The sequence below is a fragment of the Microlunatus speluncae genome, from assembly GCF_009299835.1.
GTDB lineage: Bacteria > Actinomycetota > Actinomycetes > Propionibacteriales > Propionibacteriaceae > Microlunatus > Microlunatus speluncae.
Genome location: NZ_VKCZ01000020.1, coordinates 345,150 through 365,131, shown reverse-complemented (window position 1 = coordinate 365,131; position 19,982 = coordinate 345,150). Strand labels below are relative to the sequence as shown.

General features: G+C 70.5%; 18 protein-coding genes and 1 riboswitch. Of the genes, 9 read left to right on the top strand and 9 right to left on the bottom strand.

The window, feature by feature from the left end; translation table 11 throughout:
* The first annotated feature begins 191 nt into the window (after positions 1-191).
* Positions 192-581 carry a phage holin family protein gene (locus tag FNH24_RS27160; RefSeq protein ID WP_152365361.1) on the top strand — a complete coding sequence of 130 codons (390 nt, stop codon included), beginning with the start codon at positions 192-194 and terminating at the stop codon, positions 579-581.
* Positions 574-1,062: a low molecular weight protein-tyrosine-phosphatase gene (locus tag FNH24_RS27155; RefSeq protein ID WP_152365360.1), complete on the top strand. Its 489-nt coding sequence runs from the start codon at positions 574-576 to the stop codon at positions 1,060-1,062. Before FNH24_RS27160 ends, FNH24_RS27155 begins: the two co-directional genes overlap by 8 nt.
* 20 nt (positions 1,063-1,082) lie before the next feature.
* Here FNH24_RS27155 and FNH24_RS27150 read toward each other — a convergent pair whose 3' ends face one another.
* The gene (locus FNH24_RS27150; protein WP_152365359.1) at positions 1,083-1,592 is read right to left on the bottom strand and encodes a winged helix-turn-helix transcriptional regulator; all 510 of its coding nucleotides are present in this window, start codon (positions 1,590-1,592) and stop codon (positions 1,083-1,085) included.
* A gap of 101 nt (positions 1,593-1,693) precedes the next feature.
* Here FNH24_RS27150 and FNH24_RS27145 point away from each other — a divergent pair, with 101 nt between their 5' ends.
* The 3 genes from FNH24_RS27145 to FNH24_RS27135 all read left to right on the top strand — a co-directional run bounded on the left by FNH24_RS27145 (position 1,694) and on the right by FNH24_RS27135 (position 3,540).
* Positions 1,694-2,254 carry a dihydrofolate reductase family protein gene (locus FNH24_RS27145; RefSeq protein WP_152365358.1) on the top strand — a complete coding sequence of 187 codons (561 nt, stop codon included), beginning with the start codon at positions 1,694-1,696 and terminating at the stop codon, positions 2,252-2,254.
* Between the two features lie 4 nt (positions 2,255-2,258).
* Entirely contained in the window at positions 2,259-2,816 is a 558-nt protein-coding gene (locus tag FNH24_RS27140; RefSeq protein WP_152365357.1) for a dihydrofolate reductase family protein, read from the top strand.
* 172 nt (positions 2,817-2,988) lie between these two features.
* Complete coding sequence (locus FNH24_RS27135) at positions 2,989-3,540, top strand: hypothetical protein (protein WP_152365356.1); 552 nt, start codon at positions 2,989-2,991, stop codon at positions 3,538-3,540.
* A 1-nt stretch (position 3,541) separates the two neighbouring features.
* Here FNH24_RS27135 and FNH24_RS27130 read toward each other — a convergent pair whose 3' ends face one another.
* The 8 genes from FNH24_RS27130 to FNH24_RS27095 form a co-directional block, all read right to left on the bottom strand.
* Positions 3,542-4,951: a hypothetical protein gene (locus FNH24_RS27130; protein ID WP_152365355.1), complete on the bottom strand. Its 1,410-nt coding sequence runs from the start codon at positions 4,949-4,951 to the stop codon at positions 3,542-3,544.
* 78 nt (positions 4,952-5,029) lie between these two features.
* Positions 5,030-5,602, bottom strand: a complete 573-nt coding sequence (locus tag FNH24_RS27125; RefSeq protein WP_152365354.1) for a hypothetical protein — start codon at positions 5,600-5,602, stop codon at positions 5,030-5,032.
* 509 nt (positions 5,603-6,111) lie between these two features.
* Positions 6,112-6,897 (bottom strand): energy-coupling factor transporter transmembrane component T family protein, encoded by a 786-nt coding sequence (locus FNH24_RS27120; RefSeq protein WP_152365353.1) that lies wholly within the window; start codon positions 6,895-6,897, stop codon positions 6,112-6,114.
* Positions 6,894-8,675: an ABC transporter ATP-binding protein gene (locus tag FNH24_RS27115; RefSeq protein WP_161606339.1), complete on the bottom strand. Its 1,782-nt coding sequence runs from the start codon at positions 8,673-8,675 to the stop codon at positions 6,894-6,896. The genes FNH24_RS27120 and FNH24_RS27115 overlap by 4 nt, the downstream gene beginning before the upstream one ends.
* Positions 8,665-9,297: an ECF transporter S component gene (locus FNH24_RS27110; protein ID WP_217428565.1), complete on the bottom strand. Its 633-nt coding sequence runs from the start codon at positions 9,295-9,297 to the stop codon at positions 8,665-8,667. The genes FNH24_RS27115 and FNH24_RS27110 overlap by 11 nt, the downstream gene beginning before the upstream one ends.
* Positions 9,278-9,925 carry a YkoF family thiamine/hydroxymethylpyrimidine-binding protein gene (locus tag FNH24_RS27105; protein WP_152365351.1) on the bottom strand — a complete coding sequence of 216 codons (648 nt, stop codon included), beginning with the start codon at positions 9,923-9,925 and terminating at the stop codon, positions 9,278-9,280. Before FNH24_RS27105 ends, FNH24_RS27110 begins: the two co-directional genes overlap by 20 nt.
* Positions 9,926-9,971: 46 nt before the next feature.
* A riboswitch (TPP riboswitch) is annotated at positions 9,972-10,080 on the bottom strand.
* A 182-nt stretch (positions 10,081-10,262) separates the two neighbouring features.
* Complete coding sequence (locus FNH24_RS27100; RefSeq protein ID WP_152365350.1) at positions 10,263-13,019, bottom strand: YhgE/Pip domain-containing protein; 2,757 nt, start codon at positions 13,017-13,019, stop codon at positions 10,263-10,265.
* Positions 13,020-13,036: 17 nt separating this feature from the next.
* Positions 13,037-15,757, bottom strand: a complete 2,721-nt coding sequence (locus FNH24_RS27095) for an MMPL family transporter (protein WP_152365349.1) — start codon at positions 15,755-15,757, stop codon at positions 13,037-13,039.
* A gap of 174 nt (positions 15,758-15,931) precedes the next feature.
* On the opposite strand from FNH24_RS27095, the gene FNH24_RS27090 reads away from it, so the two are divergent.
* From FNH24_RS27090 to FNH24_RS27075, 4 genes are all read left to right on the top strand, one after another.
* A complete protein-coding gene (locus tag FNH24_RS27090) occupies positions 15,932-16,573 on the top strand; it encodes a TetR/AcrR family transcriptional regulator (protein WP_152365348.1) in 642 nt (213 codons plus the stop codon).
* A 29-nt stretch (positions 16,574-16,602) separates the two neighbouring features.
* Positions 16,603-17,298, top strand: a complete 696-nt coding sequence (locus tag FNH24_RS27085) for a response regulator transcription factor (RefSeq protein WP_152365347.1) — start codon at positions 16,603-16,605, stop codon at positions 17,296-17,298.
* A gap of 46 nt (positions 17,299-17,344) precedes the next feature.
* Complete coding sequence (locus FNH24_RS27080; RefSeq protein ID WP_152365822.1) at positions 17,345-18,790, top strand: ATP-binding protein; 1,446 nt, start codon at positions 17,345-17,347, stop codon at positions 18,788-18,790.
* 361 nt (positions 18,791-19,151) lie between these two features.
* Positions 19,152-19,913 carry a phosphotransferase gene (locus FNH24_RS27075; RefSeq protein ID WP_161606338.1) on the top strand — a complete coding sequence of 254 codons (762 nt, stop codon included), beginning with the start codon at positions 19,152-19,154 and terminating at the stop codon, positions 19,911-19,913.
* Positions 19,914-19,982 lie beyond the last annotated feature (69 nt).

Genomic DNA, 19,982 nt, shown 5'->3' with positions numbered 1-19,982 from the left:
AAGGCGTACCGGGTCGTACGGCGACTGACGACAACGCGGCAGATCGCCGCTTCAGCGCGCCGAATTATGTGACGGATCCCTGGCGGGGGGCACTAGGGGTCGGGGACCCTGATCGCACCCTGAGCCGGTCGCAGGGTGCGGGCGCGCGCGTCCCGGAGGCACTCCTTGGCCGAACGTGCCACGATCGAACCATGAGGATGATTCTCCGCCTGCTGGCCAACGCGGCCGCACTCGCCGTCGCCACCTGGCTGCTGCCCGGCATCTCGCTGACCGCCGACTCGCTGACCGACCAGGTGATCGCGTTGTTGATCATCGCCTTGATCTTCGGCGTGCTGAACGCGGTGGTGAAGCCGATCTTCACCCTGGTCACCTCGCCGATCGTCCTGCTCTCCCTCGGCCTGTTCCTGCTGGTGATCAACGCCCTGATGCTGCTGCTCACCTCGTGGATCGCCGGCCTGGTCGGGCTCGGCTGGCAGGTGTCCAACTTCTGGTGGGCCGTCCTCGGCGCCTTGATCGTATCGGTCGTCAGCTTCATCCTGAACGCGTTCCTGAAGGACAAGAACGAGGCCCGGCGTGGCTGACCGCGATCCGGTCCGCGTGATCTTCGTCTGCTGGGGCAACATCTGCCGCTCGCCGATGGCCGAGCGGGTCGCCGTCCGGCAGGCCCGCGAGGCGGGGTTGACCGGCGTGGAGTTCACCAGTGCCGCGACCAGCAGCGAGGAGCTGGGCGCGCCGATCGATCCGCGCGCCGCCCGGACCCTGCGGCGGCACGGCTACGACGCCGATGATCATGTCGCCCACCGGATCGATGCCGCCGAGCTGGCCGGCGCCGACCTGGTGATCGCGATGGAGGACCTGCACGTCCGCAAGCTGCACGCCGTCGACCCCGACGTCGACGTGGCCCTGCTGACCGACTTCGATCCCGACGCGGAGCCCGGCTCGGGCGTCCCCGATCCCTGGTACGGCGAGGAAACCGGCTTCGACGACACCCTGCGCGCCGTCGAGGCGGCCATGCCGGCCATCATCGACCGAGCCCGCGACCTCGCCTCGGCGCGCACCTGAGCCAGTCGATCGGAACAAGATCAGGAAGCCTGCTGGGCGGCGACGACCTCGAGGTAGGCCTCCTGCAGCCGCTCCCGGACCGACTTGCCGTCCGGGGCGGGAGTGATCTTCTTCCCGAGTTGCTCGGCCCGCAGCTCCTCCATGAACCGGTCCCACAACTCTTCGCCGCCGTCGGTGAGCAGCCGGGCCCGGATCGACAGTTCCTCACTGACGTCCAGCCAGCGGGTGCCCCAGGTGCCCAGCGCCGCCATGATCGGGACGAGCTGGATCGAGGCTTCGGTCAGGCTGTAGATCGCCTTCTGCTTGTGGCTCGGGTCGTCGGCCTTGGTCAGCATGCCGGTCTCGACCAGACGCTTCATCCGGCTGGCAAGGATGTTGGAGGCGATCCCCTCGTCCGACTTGGTCAGCAGTTCGCGGAAGTGCCGACGCCCGCCGAAGATCATGTCCCGCAGGATCAACAGGCTCCACTTGTCACCGAACACCTCGAGCGAAAGGTTGATCGGGCAGCCCGATCGATGCCCTTCGGCCATGTCCGCTCCTCCGGATAGGACTAGTTGCGTTCTGCAATCATATTAGCTTACGATTCTTCCGATTGCATCCCGCAAGCAGACCCGGAAGGAAGAGGATCACCATGGGCCGCCTGATCTATTCGATGATCACTTCGCTCGACGGCTACGCAGAGGACGCGAACGGCGACTTCGGCTGGACCGCGACCGAGGACGACGTGCACGCGTTCGTCACCGAGGAGTACGCCGGCGTCGGCACCTACCTCTACGGCAGCCGGATGTATCAGACGATGGTCTACTGGGAGACCGCCGATCAACTGCCCGACCAGCCACAGGTGATATACGACTATGCCCGGGTCTGGCAGGCCGCGGACAAGATCGTCTACTCGGCCACGCTGACCGAGACGGCCAGTCAACGGACCCGACTCGAGCGCAGTTTCGACCCGGAGCAGATCCGGCGGTTGAAGGCCGAGAGCGACCACGATCTCACCGTCGACGGCCCGACCCTGGCCGCGACGGCGATCAAGGCGGGGCTGGTGGATGAGATCCATCAGATCGTCTGCCCGGTGATCGTCGGCGGCGGCAACCGGTTCTTCCCCGAGGGAGTCCGGCTCGACCTCGACCTGGTGTCCGAGCGCCGGTTCGCCAACGGCGTGCTGCACCTGCGCTTCCAGCGGAAGGGCTGACCCGATGGGACGACTGATCTACACCGCGATCGCCTCACTGGACGGCTATCTCGCCGACCAGGAAGGAAAGTTCGACTGGGCCGAGCCGGACGACGAGGTCTTCGGCTACATCAATGATCATGAACGCAGCGCCGGCACCTATCTCTACGGGCGACGGATGTACGAGATGATGATCGGCTGGGAGACGCTGGACGCCGAGCCCGGGCAGACCGCGCTGATGATCGACTTCGCGCACATCTGGCAGGCGGCCGACAAGATCGTCTTCTCCGCGACCCTGACCGAGGCGCCGACCGCGCGGACCACGATCGAGCCTCGGCTGACCACCGACCGGGTGCGCGAGCTCAAGCAGTCGGTCGACCACGATCTGGTGATCAGCGGGCCCACCCTCGCCGCCGAGTCGATCCGCGCCGGGCTGGTCGACGAGTTCAACCTGTTCGCCGTCCCGGCGGTGGTCGGCGGCGGGCTGGCCTACCTCCCCGACGGCGTCCACCTCGACCTCGACCTGGACCTGGTGCACCGCTTCGGCAACGGCACGTTGCACCTGCGCTACCGGCCCCGCTGATCGCCCGGCGGCCGTACCCCGCACGCATGATCTTTCGGCCAGGCCTCCCAATCGGTGCGAATCTGACGCAAGATAGGCAGATCGGGGAACAGCGTTGGTCGAATTGAGGGGTGGGACCATGCGGTTTGCCGAGAAATATGCTGCGGCCTGGCACGATCCGTGGCCGAGCGAGATGAGGATCACGACCACGGTCGATGACGAGTTCCTGTTGCAGTTCCTGTTCCTGCACTCCGCGTACGGGCTGCAGCCGGCGACCCGGATCCCGGAGCTCGAGCCGGAGCCGCCACAGAGCACCCGGCCGCTGTCCCGGCAGCAGCGGGCCGACTGGGATGCGGCCTGGGACCGCAACTGGCGTGACCTCTGGGCCTGGCGGCACCGGCTCGACGGCTGCCGCAACTCCGGCACGATGCAGGGCCTGTTCACCCGGATCGGGAAGCCGCCGTTGTGGCCGATGGAGCTCGGGACCTACTTCGAACGGGACGCCTTCACCGCCTGGAAGACGACCCTGATCGACTCCGACCGCAGCCGGGCCGCGCAGGAGAGCCCGGAGGGCAAGTACGTCGAGGAGCTGGCCGGGGCCTGGCGGCGCGGGCTGCACGAACTGGTCGTGCTGCCGTATCGCGGGGAGTTCAGCCGTCCCGTCGACGGCTTCGCCCTCGAGCTGTCCAGCAGCACCTACCTCAGCCCGACCGCCTTCCCGGCCGCGCTGCGCTCCTTCCGCTGAGTCATTCCGTCAGGTACCACTCGCCGTCGCGGTGGACCATCACGAACGTGCCCTCGGAGCCGCCGACGTCGGCCGGGATCGCGTCGGTCGGGATCTCGTAGCGATCCTTCGCCGCCTTCCGCACCTTGCCGAGGTCCACGGTGGCGGTCTTCAACGCGGAGCGTTCCTTCTTGCTCAGCTCCCCGAACGCGATCGGCAGCGCCATCCGGCAGAGCGGCCGCGACTCCGGCACGGAGATCTTGCAGGCCGCTTCGGCGTCCTCGCGACCGACGGCATGCAGGTATTCCTCCAGCCGCTTGACCGCGGCCAGCTTGGGATCGGCGGTCGGCTTGGCCCCGACCGAGACCGGCTTCGGGCAGGAGTCGGTGCTGAAGGCCTCGGCCGTCATGCTCTTGTACGTGCTCGGTCCGGCCGGACCGGTCTGCAGCTCGCTCAGCTTCGGGATGCCGCTGCCGACCTCGCCCCAGCCGCCGCCGTAGCCCCACCACGGCTCGGCCTTGACCTCGCGCAGCGTGTCCCAGGTCTTCCACTGCTCGCCCTTGGTGCTGGTCTCGTCCTCCAGCACCTCCTGGTCGGGCAGCGGTTCGACGTGCATGGCGTAGCGCGCGTCGCCGACCGGGTAGGACCCGTGGGTGCCGACCGCGGCGTAGACCACCGGGTGCCCGTCCTTCCCCGCGACCTCGGGCCACGCCATCCGGCACTTCTTGCGGTGCTGGGAGAACACGACGCCGTCCGCCTTCCCGGACGGATCGATGACCACGGTGACCCGTTCCCAGTCACCCTCGTGGTTGCCGCCGAAGCCGCCGATCGGGTTGGTCCAGCGGTTGTAGGGATAGAAGAACCAGTACACGTAGCCGGTCCAGCCGGGCTTGCCCGCATCCTTCCCGTCGACGTACTCGACGTAGGCCGGGGCCGAGGCGCTGCCGTCCTGGTGCACGTCGTTGTCCGCGTCCAGGAAGTAGCCCTCGGCGCCGAGCTTGTCGTTGGTGTACGGCCGGGTCTTCTCGGTCGTGTTGAACTCGTCGCCGACCCGGCCCGTGCAGACGCGCGGGGCGGTCCGCCGGGTCCGGTAACTCGCCGGGTCGGCCAGCTTCTGCGCCGTCGGATCCTTGTCCACCTTCTGGTCCGGGCAGACGAGACCGGCCTTCCGGTTCCAGCGGAGCTCGGACCGGTCGATGAAGGTGACGGCATCGATCGGCAGGAACTCCTCGGCCGCACCGAGCCGGACCAGCGGCGCGAACTTCTTGGCCAGCGTGAGGTCGTGGCTCTGCGGCGGCGGCGCGCTGGGGGTCGGTGCCGCGGTGTCCGAGGCCACCGGGGTGACCGGAGCGCCGGGCTTGTCCTCCGGGCCGCAGGCCGCCAGGGCGACCATGATCAACGCCACCGGGATCGCGATCCACCGTCGCCTCATCCACATCCTCCTCGGGCCGGTCCGGCACTCTGTGCCGTGACGACCCTAGTGCCGTGAGTCAGTAGTGGCGCGCTCCGGTCAGCCGGGCAACAGCCCGGCCGCGGCCAGGATCGCCGGGGCGACCACGAGCAGCAGCCCGAGCAGCACGGGTGCCCCGACCACCCCGACGATGATCAGGCGACGGCCCTGCCCGGTCCGGCGCCGATACGAGACCGCGAGCGCGCCGAAGGCGGCCGCGCCGGCGAGGAAGAAGGCGACATAGCCCAGCGACCGTCCGGTGATCAGCCCGGGGTTCGTGATCAGCAGATAGCCGGCCTCGACCAGGTTGCCCGCCGAATACAGCGCCAGCAGGGCGAACGCGCCCCAGATCAGCAGCAGCCGGAGCGGCGCCGGGACCCATCGCGGGCCTTCGTGGACGGTGAGCAACGCGGCCGCGGCACCGAGCAGCTTGAGCGCGACGACCAGCCAGCCCATCACGGCCAGACCGGCGGCGTAGTCGACCAGCGCGCCGTGATCGAACCGCCCCGACGCGTCCTGGATCAGGTTCACCGCGGCGAAGCCGACGCACCAGGCGGCCGCGGCCCAGGCCACCCGGCGCAGGCCCCGAGTCGGGGCGGCCGCCCGCTTCACCGGTGCCGGCGCGTTGATCATGTCGTCTCCTGTCATCGGGTCCCGATCATGGCAATCCGGCACCCTCGGCCTCCAGCCTGCCCGTCGCCGCCGACCAGGGCCTCCCTCCGACGAACGAAGTCGGCTCCCCTGCCCGGGTGAACCGACACCATGATCACCGCGCCGCGTTCCCGGCCGGATCGAACGCAGACCTCGGCCCAGCGCGCAGGGTGCGCTTCTCTACCTGTGGCGAGTTCCGCACCCCAACCAGGCCCCCAAGCGCACATTTCTCTACCTGTGGCGAGTTCCGCACCCCGACCAGGCCCTCGGCCCTACGCGCAGGTGTGCGTTTCTCTACCTGTGGCGAGTTCCGCACCCCAACCAGGCCCTCGGCCCTACGCGCAGGTGCGTTTCTCTACCTGTGGCGAGTTCCGCACCCCAGCCAGGCCCCAGAGCGCACATTTCTCTACCTGTGGCGAGTTCCGCACCACCAGGGTTCTCGGAGAGCGCGCCGCGTTCCCGGCCGGATGATCGGTCGGGGAGGGGCCGGGCTACAGCGGCAGGAGTTGAGCCAGGACGACGAGGAGGAAGGTGACGGGCACGATCACCGCGAGCAGGGCGTCTCGACCACCGAGCGGCACCGGACGCCAGACGGTCCGCGGTCCGTCGCCGAGGCCGCGGGATTCCAGGGCTAGCGCGATCCGTTCGGAGGACCGGATCGAGGCCACCAGCAGGGCAAAGGCGGCCCGGCCGAACTCCACCGGGCCGAACCGCGGCCGACCGTCCCGCCGCGCCGGACCGCGGACAGCGTGGGCCGCGCGGATGGTCGACCACCGGCTCGGCATCGCGTGCAGCATCCGGTGCCCGGCGAGGATGGCGTACGCATAGCGCGGGCTGAGCCGGGCCTGCCTCATCAGGCTCACCATCAGCTCCCGCGGCGGCGTGCTGGCCAGGAACCCGATCGTCAGCACCCCGATCACCAGGCCGCGCAGCGCCAGCGCGACCCCGATCGTCAGCCCGTCGGCGGTGATCCGGAGCGGCCCGTCCGGCAGCAGCGACGGGCCGGGCCGGCTGAGGGCGTTCACGGCGACCAGGCCGATCCCGAACAGCAGGAACGGCACCTGGCCGAGCAGCAGCGTCCGCCACTCGACCCGCGCCGCCAGCCGGACTGCCGCGACGGCGAGCAGGTAGAGCGCGACCAGCGGACCCGGATCGAACAGGCCCAGGGTGCCGAGCGACACGGCGAGCAACACCGCCACCTTGACCGTCGGATTTCGGCGCGCGAGCCAACTCCCGGTGGCCCCGTCGCCCGCTCCGGCCGGGATGGTCCGGCTCATCGGAACACCCCGTTCGCCCCGGCCCCGACCCCGGCGGCCAGCCGGAGGGCCAGCGTGTCCAGGTGCTGCAGGATCGCGCGGAGATCGGCGTCCGTCGTGACCCGGTCGGCGAGACGGCGGAGCAGCCGGGGCGGCCGGAGTCGCGCCTCGGTCAGCAGGGCGCTGTCGCGGAGCAGACGCAGCGGGGTGGTGTCGGCCAGCAGCCGGCCGGCGCCGAGGACCAGCACCCGGTCGGCGTAGCCGGCGACGGCGCGCAGATCGTGACTGGAGAACAGCACCCCGCGGCCGGCCCGCGCGGTGTCGCGGAGGGTGCGCAGCGCGGTGATCGTCGCCTGCCGGTCGAGCCCGAAGCCGGGTTCGTCGGCGAGCAGGAAGGGACGGTCGTGCAGCAGCATCGCGGCCAGGCTGACCCGGCGCTGCTGGCCGCCGGAGAGCCGGTACGGGTTGTGGTCGGCCACCCCGGTCAACCCGAACCGGTCCAGCATCGCCGCCACCCGTGGCGCCTCCGACTCCGGCAGCCCGAAGGCCAGCTCGGCCCGGACCGTGGCGTCAGCGAACTGGTGCTCAGGATTCTGGAACACCAGCCCCGGCCGCGGTCCGGACACCTCGCCCGCGTCGGGCCGCTCCAGCCCGGCCAGGCAGGTCAGCAGTGTCGACTTGCCACTCCCGTTCGCCCCGACCAACGCCACCGTCTCCCCCGGCCGCAGTTCCAGGTCGACCCCGGCCAGCACCACCCGCCGCCGCGACCGCGAGCCTCGCCCCACCACCACCGCCCGCGCTATCAGCCGCTCGCCCGTACGATCCCCGTCCGAGGACGGAGCCCCGGACCGTTCCCCGAGCCGGTCGCAGGGCAGGCCGGAGCTCAGCAGTGTCTCGAGGATCTCGGGGTGATCGAGGCCGCGACCATGATCAGCTCCGACGCCGACCGGATCTTGATCATCAGGGCCGTGATCGAGGAGGGCGCGCAGCTCGAGGTCGATCGGCAGCCAGCAGCCCTGTCCGACCAGGTCCCGCAGGTCGGCGCGGCTGAGCGCGCCGGGCGGCCCGTCGTGCCGGACGCGGCCGTCCCGGCCGATCACGATCCAGCGTCCCGGCAGTCCGCCGAACCCATGATCATCGGCCCCATGATCATCGGCGCCATGATCATCGGCGAGCTCGTCCAGCCGGTGTTCGACCACGACGCAGGCGGCTCCGGTGGACCGGCGGGCGCCGGCGATGGCGCGGCGGACCGCGTCGATCCCGGCGGCGTCCAGCATCGAGGTCGGTTCGTCGAGCAGCAGCAGTCGCGGCTGGGCAGCGATCGCCGCGGCCAGGGCGATCCGCTGCAACTCTCCACCGGACAGCTCTCCGGTGGCCCGGTCGCGCAGCCCGCCGGCCCCGGCCCGGGCCAGCGCGAGGTCGACGGCCGGACCGATCGCGGCCGGGTCGACGGCCAGATTCTCCAGCGGGAAGGCGACCTCGTCGGCCACGTCGGGCAGGCAGACGCCGGATTCCGGATCCTGGGCCACGACGCCGACCAGCTCGGCGAGGTCGGCCACGCCGGCGTCGGCGACCCGCCGGCCGGCGATCCGTACCTCGCCGGTGACCTCGGCGTGGATCGCCTGCGGGACGGCGCCGTGCAGCATCCGCAGCACGGTCGACTTACCCGATCCGGACGGGCCGAGGACAAGGACGTACTCGCCCGCGTCGATCGTCAGGTCGACCGGACCGATGCCGTCGCCGGTCGGATAGACGGCGGTCAGCGCGGCGGTCGCGACGACCGGATGATCACCGTTCACGACGGACGGTGGCCGGTCGCGCCGACCCGTCCTCACGGACGATCGCGAACTGGTCCAGCACCCCGGTGCGGACCAGGGCACCGATGATCACCTTGGCCAGCAGCCCGCCCAGGACGATGCCGGACAACAGCTGCAGCCCCAACCGGAGCAGCAGCAGATCCTGGCCGAACCAACCGAACCGGAACGCGGAGAAGACGAACACGAAGCCCGCGCCGAGCAGCCCGGACAGCGCGTACGTCAGCCAGCCGAACCGCCGATAGCGGGTCAACGCGAACGGCAGCTCGCTGCCGGCACCCTGCAGCGCGGCGGCGACCACCAGCAGCGGACCGACGGCCGAGCCGAGGAACACCACCTCGACCACCGAGGCGATCACCTCGGCGATGATCCCGACGAACGGCCGCCGGATGATCGCGATCGCGATCGGCGCGACCAGCAACCAGCCGCCCAGCAGCACGTGCTGAGCAAGATCACCGGCGGGGCCCATCGCGACCGCCAGCAGGTTCCAGCCCTGGACGAGAGCCCAGTAGAGGAAGCCGAAGACCACCCCGAGCATCACCAGCAACACGATGTCGCGCAGCGGCAGCCGCCGCCGGCCCGCCGGCTCAGCCGGCGACATGATCATGACTCGGGCTGTTGACCGAGAGGGTGAGGTGACTGGTCACGTGCTGCACGCCGCGACCGACCATGGTCCAGCCGGCGAACACGGTGGCCAGCACCGTGCCAAGATCGCCTTCCAGCCGGGTGACGAAGTGCTCGGAGGCGCGGAACGTCCCGTTGTCCTTGGCCAGCTCGATCGCCGCGTAGATGTCGCGCATGTGATCGGGCTCGACCCCGGCCCGGACGTCGTCGGCCAACGGATAGAGCGCCCACTCGGCGGCCGCGTACCGCCCCGTCACCCGGCCCGGCGCCACCTCGACGGCCCGCGGCCCGGCCCCGCCCGGCAGTTCGCAGATCACTTCGCCCGGGCAGCCCCGGGAGAGGTGGACGGTGATCGCCGCGTGCTCGCCGGACTCGGCGATCGCGGCCGACAGCTCGGTCAGGTAGCGCAGCAGCTCCGGCTCGGCGCCACCCAGGTAGGTGCTGACGTCGCCGGTCTGCACCACCAGCCCGGTCGCGTCGGCCCGGCGCAGCGCGTCCATGATCACGTCGACGTACCGGTCGGTCATCACCGCCACCGTGACCCGCGCACCAACCCCGAACCGCAGCGGATCATCGCGTTGATCAACAGCAGGAACCGTGGTCTCGGACATGCTTCCTCCCCCTTGCGTCCTGGCACGGGAGGGCGGGAACACGGTGTTCCCTTCCTGCATCGCTTCCTGCGCTGGCATGATCCAGATCAGGTTCAACGGTCGGAGTTGGAGTACTCCCTCTCAGCCCGGCTCACCGGACTCCCGTGCACTGCCCCCACGGTAACAGCAGCGATCCCCGTGTCCGCGCCCAGCCCGACGGGATTCGTTCCCTGAGCCTGTCGAAGGGCAGGGCAGATTCAGCCGTGATGCCGTTCGATCTGGGCTCGGGGTAGGGATCGGGCTTACCCTTCGACGGGCTCAGGGAACGAACGGTCCGACAGGCTCAGGGAACGGACCGCTACGTCGCCGGTACGGCGAGCGGCCGCAGGATCCGGCGGCGAGCGACGGCGAGGAAGCCGGCCGCGACGCCGACGACGAGCCAGCCGAGCAGGGCCGCCGCGGCGGCACCGGCGCCCGGGCCGTCGGTGGCGATCGCCCGCATCCCGTCCAGGGCCGGGGTCAGCGGCAGGGCGGGTCGGATCACGTCGAAGATCGGCGGCACGGCGGCGGTGATCGCGCCGGCGGTGGCGAGCACCGCCATGATCACCGAGACGAACCGGCCGACGCCGCCGAACCAGGCGACCAGGGCGTGGTTGACCGCGACGAACGCCGCGCCGCCGAGCAGGGTGAAGCCGATCAGCCCGGCCGTCTGGGCCGCCGACAGATCGAGCAGCACCTTGAGCATGGTCGCCAGGATCACCGACTGGATCGCGGCGATGATCAGGCCCGGCAGCAGGCTCTCCAACGCGATCCGGACCGAGGACTTCATCGAGGTGAGCACCCGGGAGCTGACCGCCTGGACGATCAGATAGGTGGCCAGCGCGCCGATCCAGAGCGCGATCACGGCCAGGAAGGTCGTGGTGGCGCTGTCGGCGAAGGCCTGCTCGGGCCGCTCCGAGGTGACCGGGGTGGAGACGACGTCGGCCAGCGCGGTCCGCGACGACTTGTCGTAGGTCGGCACCTGCTCGGCGCCGTCGGCCAGCCCGTCGGCCAACTGCTTCGTGCCGTCGGCCAGCTTGGCCCCGCCGTCGGCGAGCTGGACCATCCCGCTGTGCAGGTCGGCCGCACCCTGGGCGGACTGTCCGGTGCCGTCGGCCAGCTGGCCGGCGCCGTCGCTGAGCTGCGCGGTGCCGGACTTCAGGTCCGCCGCACCGGCCGCCAGCTGCCCGATCCCGTCGGACAGCGCGGGCATCCCGCCGGCCAGCTGGTCGGTGCCGTCGGCCAGTTGATCAAGGCCGCCGGCCAACGACTTGGTGCCGGCCGCGAGTTGATCACTGCCGTCGGCCAGGCCCTCGCCGCCGTCGGCCAGCTTGTCCAGGCCGACCGCCAGCTGCTGGTTTCCGCCGGCCAGCTGCCCGACTCCACCGGCCAGTTGATCACCACCGTCGGCGAGTTGATCAAGGCCACCGGCGAGACCGGTGATCCCGTCGGCGACCTGCCCCGAACCGCCGCCGAGTTGATCAGCCCCGGCGGCCAACTTGATCAAGCCGCCGGCGAACTGCTGGATCGGCTTGGTGAACTCCTCGATCCCGGCGGCGAGCTTGTTGGCCCCCGCGGGCAGCCCGGCCAGGCCCTTGGCCAGCTCGGCCGCGCCGGCGGCCAGTTCTTCGCCACCCTGCGCCAGCCCGGGCCCCTGCTCGGCCAGTCGACCGGACAGCCCGATCAGGCTCGGATTGTCACCCTGCTTCTTCTTCAGGCCCTGGAGCGCGGCACCGATGCCCTGCTTGAACCCGGCACACTCCTCCTTCGTCAGGTCCGCCGGACAATCGGCGGCCAACTTCTCCAGCGAGCTCTGATACTGGTTCAGACCTTGATCAAGTCCACCGACCCCGTCGGCATAGTCCGCGACTCCGGACGCGTACTTCTTCACCCCCGCAGCGTTGTCCTCCGCCCCGCCGACCAGCTGCTCGGTCCCCGCGGCGAAGTCGCGTGCGCCCTTGGCGACGTCCTTCGCTCCGGCCCCGAGCTGCTCGCCCCCTTCGCCCAACTTCCGGGCGTTGCCGGCCAGCTGCTCAGTGCCGTCGGCGGTCGCCCGCGCGCCCTTGGCCAGTTCCTTGGCCCCGGCCGCGGACTGCCGGATGCCTCCGGCGAGATCCTCGGCGCCGCCCGCGGTCTGCTTCGCACCGTCGGCCAGCTTCTCCGCCCCACCAGCCGATTCCCGGCTCCCGGCAGCCAACTGCCGCGCGCCCTGGGCGCTCGCCGCGGTCCCCTTGGCCAGCTCACCCGCGCCGTCGGCCGACTTCCGGGCACCGCCGGCGAGCTGCCCGACCTGGTCCGGCAGTTGGGCGGTCTGCCGGGCCAACTCGCCGGCCCCTTCGGCGAAGTCGCCGACCCCGCTGTCCAGTTCCCGCACCCCGTCGGCCAGACCCCTGGCCCCGGTGTCCAGCTGACCCAGCCCATCGGCCAGCTGACCGGTGCCGTCCTTGGTCTGCTTCAGGCCGTCGGCCAGGTCGCCTGACCCGTCGGACAGCTGCCCGGCGGCGTCGGCCACCTCGGCGAACTGCTTGCCGGTGTCGTTGAAGCCGACGTAGATGTTCTTCAGGTATTCCTCGGTGAGCTGCTTGTTCACCCCGCTCTGCGCGGCGGCGGCGATCGCCTGGCCGACCACCGGGTCGGCGATCCCGGCCACCTGCGAGGTGGCCACCTGCAGGGTCGCCTTCCGTGCCTGGTCCCCGTCGTTCTTCGAGTACGACGTCGCGTCGGCCGAGAACGACTCGGGGATGGTGACCACGGCGGCATAGCGACCGGAGGACAGGCCGTCGGCCGCATCCTCCTCGTCGCTCAGCACCCAGTCGAAGTTGGGCAGATCCGGGTCATCAGGATCGCCGTCGACCAGGGCCCCGGCCAGCTGCCGGCCCAGCGGCACGGTCTGCCCGTTGATCTTGACCGCCTCGTCCTGATTGACGATCGCCGCCTGCACCCGATCCAGCCGGGCGTCGGAGTCCCAGGTGGCCAGCAGCATGCCGCCGGCGATGATCAACGGGATCAGGATCAGGCCGATGATCGCCAGCGGCCGCACCCGGCCGCCGGAGCTGACTCGTTCCAGTTTCAACATCGTCGGTTCTTCCTTGATCAGGAGTGGGTCGGGGTCAGGTCATGCTCCCGACCGAGAGTGAGATAGCTGTACGGGCCGCCGACCAGGTCCTCGACCCGGGCCCGGTCCGGCACCGACCAGACCAGCGCCCGGCCGAGCTCGCGCAACAGCTCCAGCTGATCACCGAGCACGGCGCGGCCGTCCGGGCTGCCCTCACCGTCGACGAAGATCAACTCCGCCCGGCTGCGGACCGCCTCGTCCAGCTCGGCCGCCGTCCAGGCGCCGTCCAGCACGGCCGTCCGGGCCCGCAGCTCGCCGGCCTGGCTCGGCAACACCAGGCCGACCACCTTGACCCGACCCGCCGGCAGTTTCATCCGGCCGGACAGGGTCAGCAGCAGCGACCGCCGCGCGGCGGCGTCCGGGCCGTCCATGATCAACAGGTCACCGGGCCGGACGGCGATGGACAGCGGATCGCCGGCTCCGACCCGGATCCCCTCGGCGTAGATCAGGTGATCATCGTCGGGCCGTGGCCAGTCGGCGAGCGAGAGCTGGTGGGCCAGCGCCTCGCCCTCCACGTCGAAGGTCGGCAGTCGCCGATCGAGCCAGCGCGGCAACCGCCACGCCGTCTTGCCGAGCAACGCCAGCACCGCCGGCACCAGGGTCATCCGGACCAGGAAGGCGTCGACGAACACACCGACGGCCAGCCCGAACGCGATCGCCTTGATCGCCCCCTCACCCTCCGGCACGAAGGCGGCGAAGACCGCGAACATGATCACGGCGGCCGCCGTCACCACCTTGGCCGAGGCGGTGAAGCCGGTCCCGATCGCGGCCCGGGCGTCGCCGCCGTGCACGTAATCCTCGCGGATCCGCGACACCAGGAAGACCTCGTAGTCCATCGCCAGGCCGAACAGGATGCCCATCAGGATGATCGGCAGGAAGCTGATCACCGGGCCGGTCTGGTGCACGTTCAGCGGCCCGGACAGCCAGCCCCAGTGGAACACCGCGGCAGTCGCACCGAACGAGGCGCCGACGCTGAGCAGATAGCCGACGGTGGCCTTGATCGGCACCGCGATCGACCGGAACACGATCGTCAGCAGCACCAGGGACAGGCCGACCACCAGCACGCCGAACGGCAGCAGCGCGTTGCCCAGGCGGTCGGAGACGTCGATCGCCACGGCGGTGTAGCCGGTGACCGCGATGGTCACCCCGTACTCCTCCTGGATCTCGGCCTTGAGCGCCCGGATCCGCAGCACCAGGTCCTTGGTCTCATCGCTGTCCGGCGCCGTCTCCGGGATCACCTGGACGATGCCGACCTCGGCGTTCTGGTTGGGCGTGGCCAGCGGCACCTCGGCGACGCCGGGCAGCGCGCGCAGCTTGTCGGCGATGCCGTCCATCACGCCGAGCGGGTCGTCGGAGGTGACGATGGTGGTCGAGACGATCAACGGCCCGTTGTGCCCGGGCCCGAAATGATCACTGATCAGGTCGTACGTGACCCGGGCCGGCGCCCCGGGAGCGCCGGCGCCGTCGCTCGGCAGGGCCAGCTGCAGATCCTTGGCCGGGAAGGACATCACGGCCAGGCCGGTGACCACGATCACCACGGTGATCACCGGGACCTTGGTCACCAGCCGGACCCAGCGAGCGCCCAGCGACGGCTTGGCCGGCGCCGGGATCTCGGCCGGCTCGGTGCCCTCCGCCGGCTCGGCGGCGCGGGCGGCGCGGCTCTTCCGGCGTTTCCGTTCCTTGGGCCGCAAGGCCTCACCGGCGAAGCCGACCAGCGCCGGCAGCAGGGTCAGTGCGACCGCGACGGCGATCGCCACTCCGATCGCGGCGGCGATGCCCATCACGGTGAGGAACGGGATCTGCGCCACGGCCAGGCCGGCCAGCGCGATCATGACGGTCAGCCCGGCGAAGACGACGGCCGAGCCGGCGGTCGCGACCGCGCGGGCGATCGATTCCTCGACCGCCATCCCAGCGGCGAGTTGATCACGGTGCCGGGACAGGATGAACAGCGCATAGTCGATCCCGACGGCCAGGCCGAGCATCAGCGCCAGCATCGGCGTCGTCGACGAGACCGTGGCCAGGCCGGTGGCGGCGAAGATCAACGCCATGGTGATGCCGACGCCGAGCACCGCGGTGAGCAGCGGCATCCCGGCCGCCCGCAGCGACCCGAGGGTGAAGAACAGGACGATCAACGCGATCACGACGCCGATCGCCTCGGTCGGGGTCAGCTTGGGGATGTTCTCGCTGAACACCTCGCCGCCGATCGAGGTGGTCGAGCCGGGCACCGCGGCGGCGATCGAGTCGGCCTCGTGCTTCAGCGTTTCGCGGACGTCCTCCGGGATCGTGGCGGCCGCGCCCTCCAACTGCACCGACACGATCGCGGCGCTGTCGTCGTCGGAGATGGCGCCGTCGATGTTCTTGTCGAACGGCGAGGCCACGGACTTGACCAGGTCGAGGTCGTCGATCCGGTCGACGCTGTCCTCGATCGCATCCCGGACAGCGGCATCACGGACCGATTCGCCCTCGGGCGCGACCACGATGATCCGCGCGGCCGAGCCGCTGACCTCCGGGAAGGTGCGGGAGAGCGAGTCGAGGGCGGCCTGGGACTCGGTGCCGGGCAGCGTGAACGCGTCGTCGAACGACTTGCCGAGCAGCCCGGCCAGGCCGCCGACCGCGGCCAGGATGACCAGCCAGGCGATCAGCATGGTGAGCCGGCGCCGGACCGCGTACCGACCGAGCCGGTACAGCAGTGTCGACATGTCCCACCCCCGTCTTGAACCGCCAGGAACAACGTTCGATACAGTAATGTACTGAATACAGAAGTGTATTCAAAAGTCCGGCGGTCGTGATCGTCACCACACGCGGCCGGATCCGACCGGTAGGGTCCTGGACTGTCGAAGCGTGTCCTGAGCCTGTCGAAGGGGGGAGCAGAGATGTCGGAGGCGGGAGCCGAGCGGGCCGAGCCCAGCCCACAGCTGACGGCCCGGCGGGCGCAGACGCAGGACAAGCTGATGGCCGCCGCGGTCGGCGTCTTCGCCGCGCGCGGCATCATCGGCGCGTCGGTGGAGGAGATCTCCGAGGCCGCCGGCTTCACCCGGGGCGCCTTCTACTCCAATTTCGCCGACAAGGACGAGCTGGTGATGGCGCTGCTGCGGCGCCAGGTCGAGCAGCAGTACGTGGCGCTGGCGAAGATCGCCGACCTGCCGCGGCATGCCGACGACTCGATCGACGCCCTGATCGCGCCGGCCCTCGACGTACTGCAGGGAGCGGCGCAACCGGACCCCGAGTTGATCTTCATCCAGCAGGAGTTGATGCTCTATGCCGCGCGGCAACCGGGCGTCCGCCGGCAGTATGCGGCGTACAAGGACGAGTGCTTGGCCCGGATCGGGGTCTTGATCAACGACCTGCTGCACGAGGTCGGCCAGGAGTTCACCATCCCCGTCGGCGATGCCGTGACCCTGTGCGCCGCCGTACACCAGCACGCCCATGTGCTGGCGGCCCTGGATGAGACCAAACCCGATCTGGGGCCACTTCATCTGCTGATCCGGGCGATCACCCGGCCGGTCGTGTCCTGACCGGCGGAAGCGTTTGGCACTCTTAGACGATGCACATCCTCGTAGTCGACGACGATCAGGCCGTTCGCGACTCTCTGAAGCGCTCCCTCACCTACAACGGCTACGAGGTGAGCACCGCCGGTGACGGTGCCGAGGCGATGGCCCGGCTGGCCGCGGTCCGGCCGGACGCCGTGATCATGGACGTGATGATGCCCCGGGTGGACGGGTTGGAAGCGACCCAGATGCTCCGCGCGGCCGGCAACGACGTCCCGATCCTGATCTTGACCGCCCGGGACGCGGTCGGCGACCGGGTGGACGGGCTGGATGCCGGCGCCGACGACTACATGGTCAAGCCGTTCGCGCTGGACGAGCTGCTGGCCCGGCTGCGGGCACTGGTCCGGCGGGCCGGCACCACCGCCGAGTCGTCCGACCCGTCGAAGCAGAGCCTCGCGTTCTCCGACCTGATCCTCAACACGCACACCCGCGAGGTGCTCCGCGGGCCGCGCTCGATCACCCTGACCCGGACCGAGTTCGCGCTGCTGCAGGCGTTCCTGGAGCATCCGCGCCGGGTGCTGGAGCGCAGCTGGCTGCTGAACGAGGTGTGGGGCTTCGACTTCCCGACCACGGCCAACTCGCTCGAGGTCTACATCGGTTACCTGCGCCGCAAGACCGAGGCCGAGCACGAGGCGCGGCTGATCCACACCGTCCGCGGCGTCGGGTACGTCCTCCGCGAGACCCCGCCGTGATCATGGAGGCCTCGTGGTCGACCCGCTGAGGAAGAAGTGGCGCAAGCTGCCGCTGCGCAGCCGGGTCGCCTACCTCACCTCGGTCGCCGTCGCCCTGGCCGTCGCGGTCAGCAGCATCGCCGGCTACGTCACCATCCGGCTGTCGCTCTACCGGGCCGTCGACGTCGAGCTGATCGAGATCGCCAACGACCTGACCGCGATCGTCGCCCGGGATCCGCAGCGCCTCGGCGGGCTGACCGAGGAAGGCCTGCGGGTCGGCAGCATGGCGGTCACCGTGGTCCGGGCGGACAAGAAGACCTTCCACCTGCCCGGCGAGCAGACCCGGCTCGTCCTCGGCCCGAAGGAGTTCGCGGTCGCCCGGCTGCACAGTGAACCGTCGGCCCGGACCGGCGAGACGACGGCCGGTGAGCCGTACCGGATCGTCGCGGTGCCGATCAACGGCCTCGACGCGTACGCCCTGGTGCTGGGCCGGCCGCTGCAGCCGACCCGGGACGCGCTCAGCTCACTCTGGCTGGTGTTGATCATCTTCGGCGGCGCCGGAGTGATCATCTCCGCGGCCGCCGGAGCCGCGATCGCCCGGTCCAGCCTGCGGCCGGTGCGCGCCCTGACCCGGGCCGTCGAACGGGTCGCCGTCACCGATGAGCTGAAGCCGATCGAGGTCGCCGCCGGCAACGATGAGATCAGCCGGCTGGCCGAGTCGTTCAACCGGATGCTGCGTTCGCTGGCCTTGTCCCGGGAACGGCAGCGGCAACTGATCGCCGACAGCGGGCACGAGCTGCGGACGCCGCTGACCAGCCTGCGGACCAACATCGAACTGCTGGTGTCCGACGCCGGCACCGGGATGCTGACCAGCGCGGACCGGTCCGAGATCCTGCACGACGTCTCGGCCCAGCTGGCCGAGTTCACCGCCCTGATCGGCGACCTGGTGCAGCTGGCCCGGGAGGACCGGGTGATCCCGGCGCCCGAGCCGATCGACTTCCGGGACGTGGTCAACGCGGCGCTGGACCGGGTGCGCCGACGTGGGCCCCGGGGCGTGGGCCCCACCGAAGGGCGCAGCCTGACCTTCGACGTCGAGCTGAACCCGTTCTATGTGATCGGCGAGGCGGACACCCTGGAGCGCGCGGTGACCAATCTGCTGGACAACGCGGTGAAATGGAGCCCGCCCGGCGGCACCGTCCGGGTGCAGTTGGAGGGGGACCGGCTCCGCGTCGCCGACCAGGGCCCGGGCATCGCCGAAGAGGACCTGCCGTACGTCTTCGACCGGTTCTACCGCTCCGACACCTCCCGCAACACCCCGGGCACCGGCCTCGGCCTGTCCATCGTGGCCCAGGCCGTACACCGCCACGGCGGCCGCGTCGTCGCCGGCCGATCGGCCCAGGGCGGCGCCGAGTTCACCATGCGCCTCCCCGGCTCCACCACCCTCGAGGGCCTCGCCGCCACCGACCCGACCAACCGCCGCAACTCCTCCTCCTCGTCCTCCTCCTCCTCCTGAGCCGACTTGTCAGAACTGAGTTGTGCCAGGGCACAACTCAGTTCTGACAACTCGGCTTCGGGGGGCTGTGGAAAGGTGGAGCCTGTGGATGACGGGGCGGTGGTCGACACGATCAACGCGCACACCGGGGCCGGGCTGGTGCGGACCGGGCGGGCCGACGAGGGGACACTCGGCGGGGCGATCTTCGTCGAGCTGCCCGACGGTGCGGCCGGGGTCGTCACCTACTACCTGGGTTCGCTGGCCGAGGCTAGTGGTGTGGTCAGGAAGTTGTGTGACGTTTGCCGGTGTTCAGGTGCGTGCATCGCAAGGCCGACGAGGAAGACCTATCGGGTCATAGATCGACCGAGGAGAACGCCGCGAGGTGCGTGCCTGGGCGCCGGCAAACGTCACAGAACGTCCTGACCACGCCACTAGACGTACGGCCTCCGTGCTCGACCTGGCCCGGAGCCGCGGACTGCCGGTCCCGCGGCACCACCTCGTCGTGGCCGTGGGCGAGGACGTCTTCGTGGTGCAGCAGCGACTGCCGGGGTCGCCGCCGACCAAGATCACCCCGGCGGTGGTCGAGGCCATGATCGAACTCAACGACCGGTTCGCCCACCTGCTGGCCGACCGGCCGGACGTGCCGAGCCTGCCGCTCTGCCTGACCGCGAGCGGCGATCCGTACCCGCGACATGAGGTGCTGGCCGGCCACTCCGATCGGAGCCGGCGGATCCTGGCCGCGATCCGGGCCGTCGGCCGGGAGCTCCCGGGCGAGTTGCCGGGCGACGACCTGGTCCACATCGACCTCACGCCGCCCAACGTGCTGGTCGACGACACCGGCGCCGTCACCGGCATCGTCGACTGGAATCTCGGCGCCTATCGCGGCGACCGGCACCTCGCCCTGGTCAAGACGCGGTTCGACCTGGAATGGGCGCTGCGGTCCGATCATCCGGCTCCGGCGAGTGTCGCGGCGGCGGAGCGGCTCGATCGGGTGTTGAGCGCGCGGCTCAAGGCGCCGGACCTACGGCGCTACTGGGCGCACCGGATGCTCTATCAACTGCACTGGGCGTTGCAGCTCGAGTCGCCCGAGGTGGTCGACTGGCACCTCGACGTCGCCGAGGACCGGTTGTTCGAGCCGTACTGACCGAAATCCAGCAACCGTTGGCGGAGTCGACCCATTCCCGGCCCATTTCGCGAACGAGTGCTGGATTCC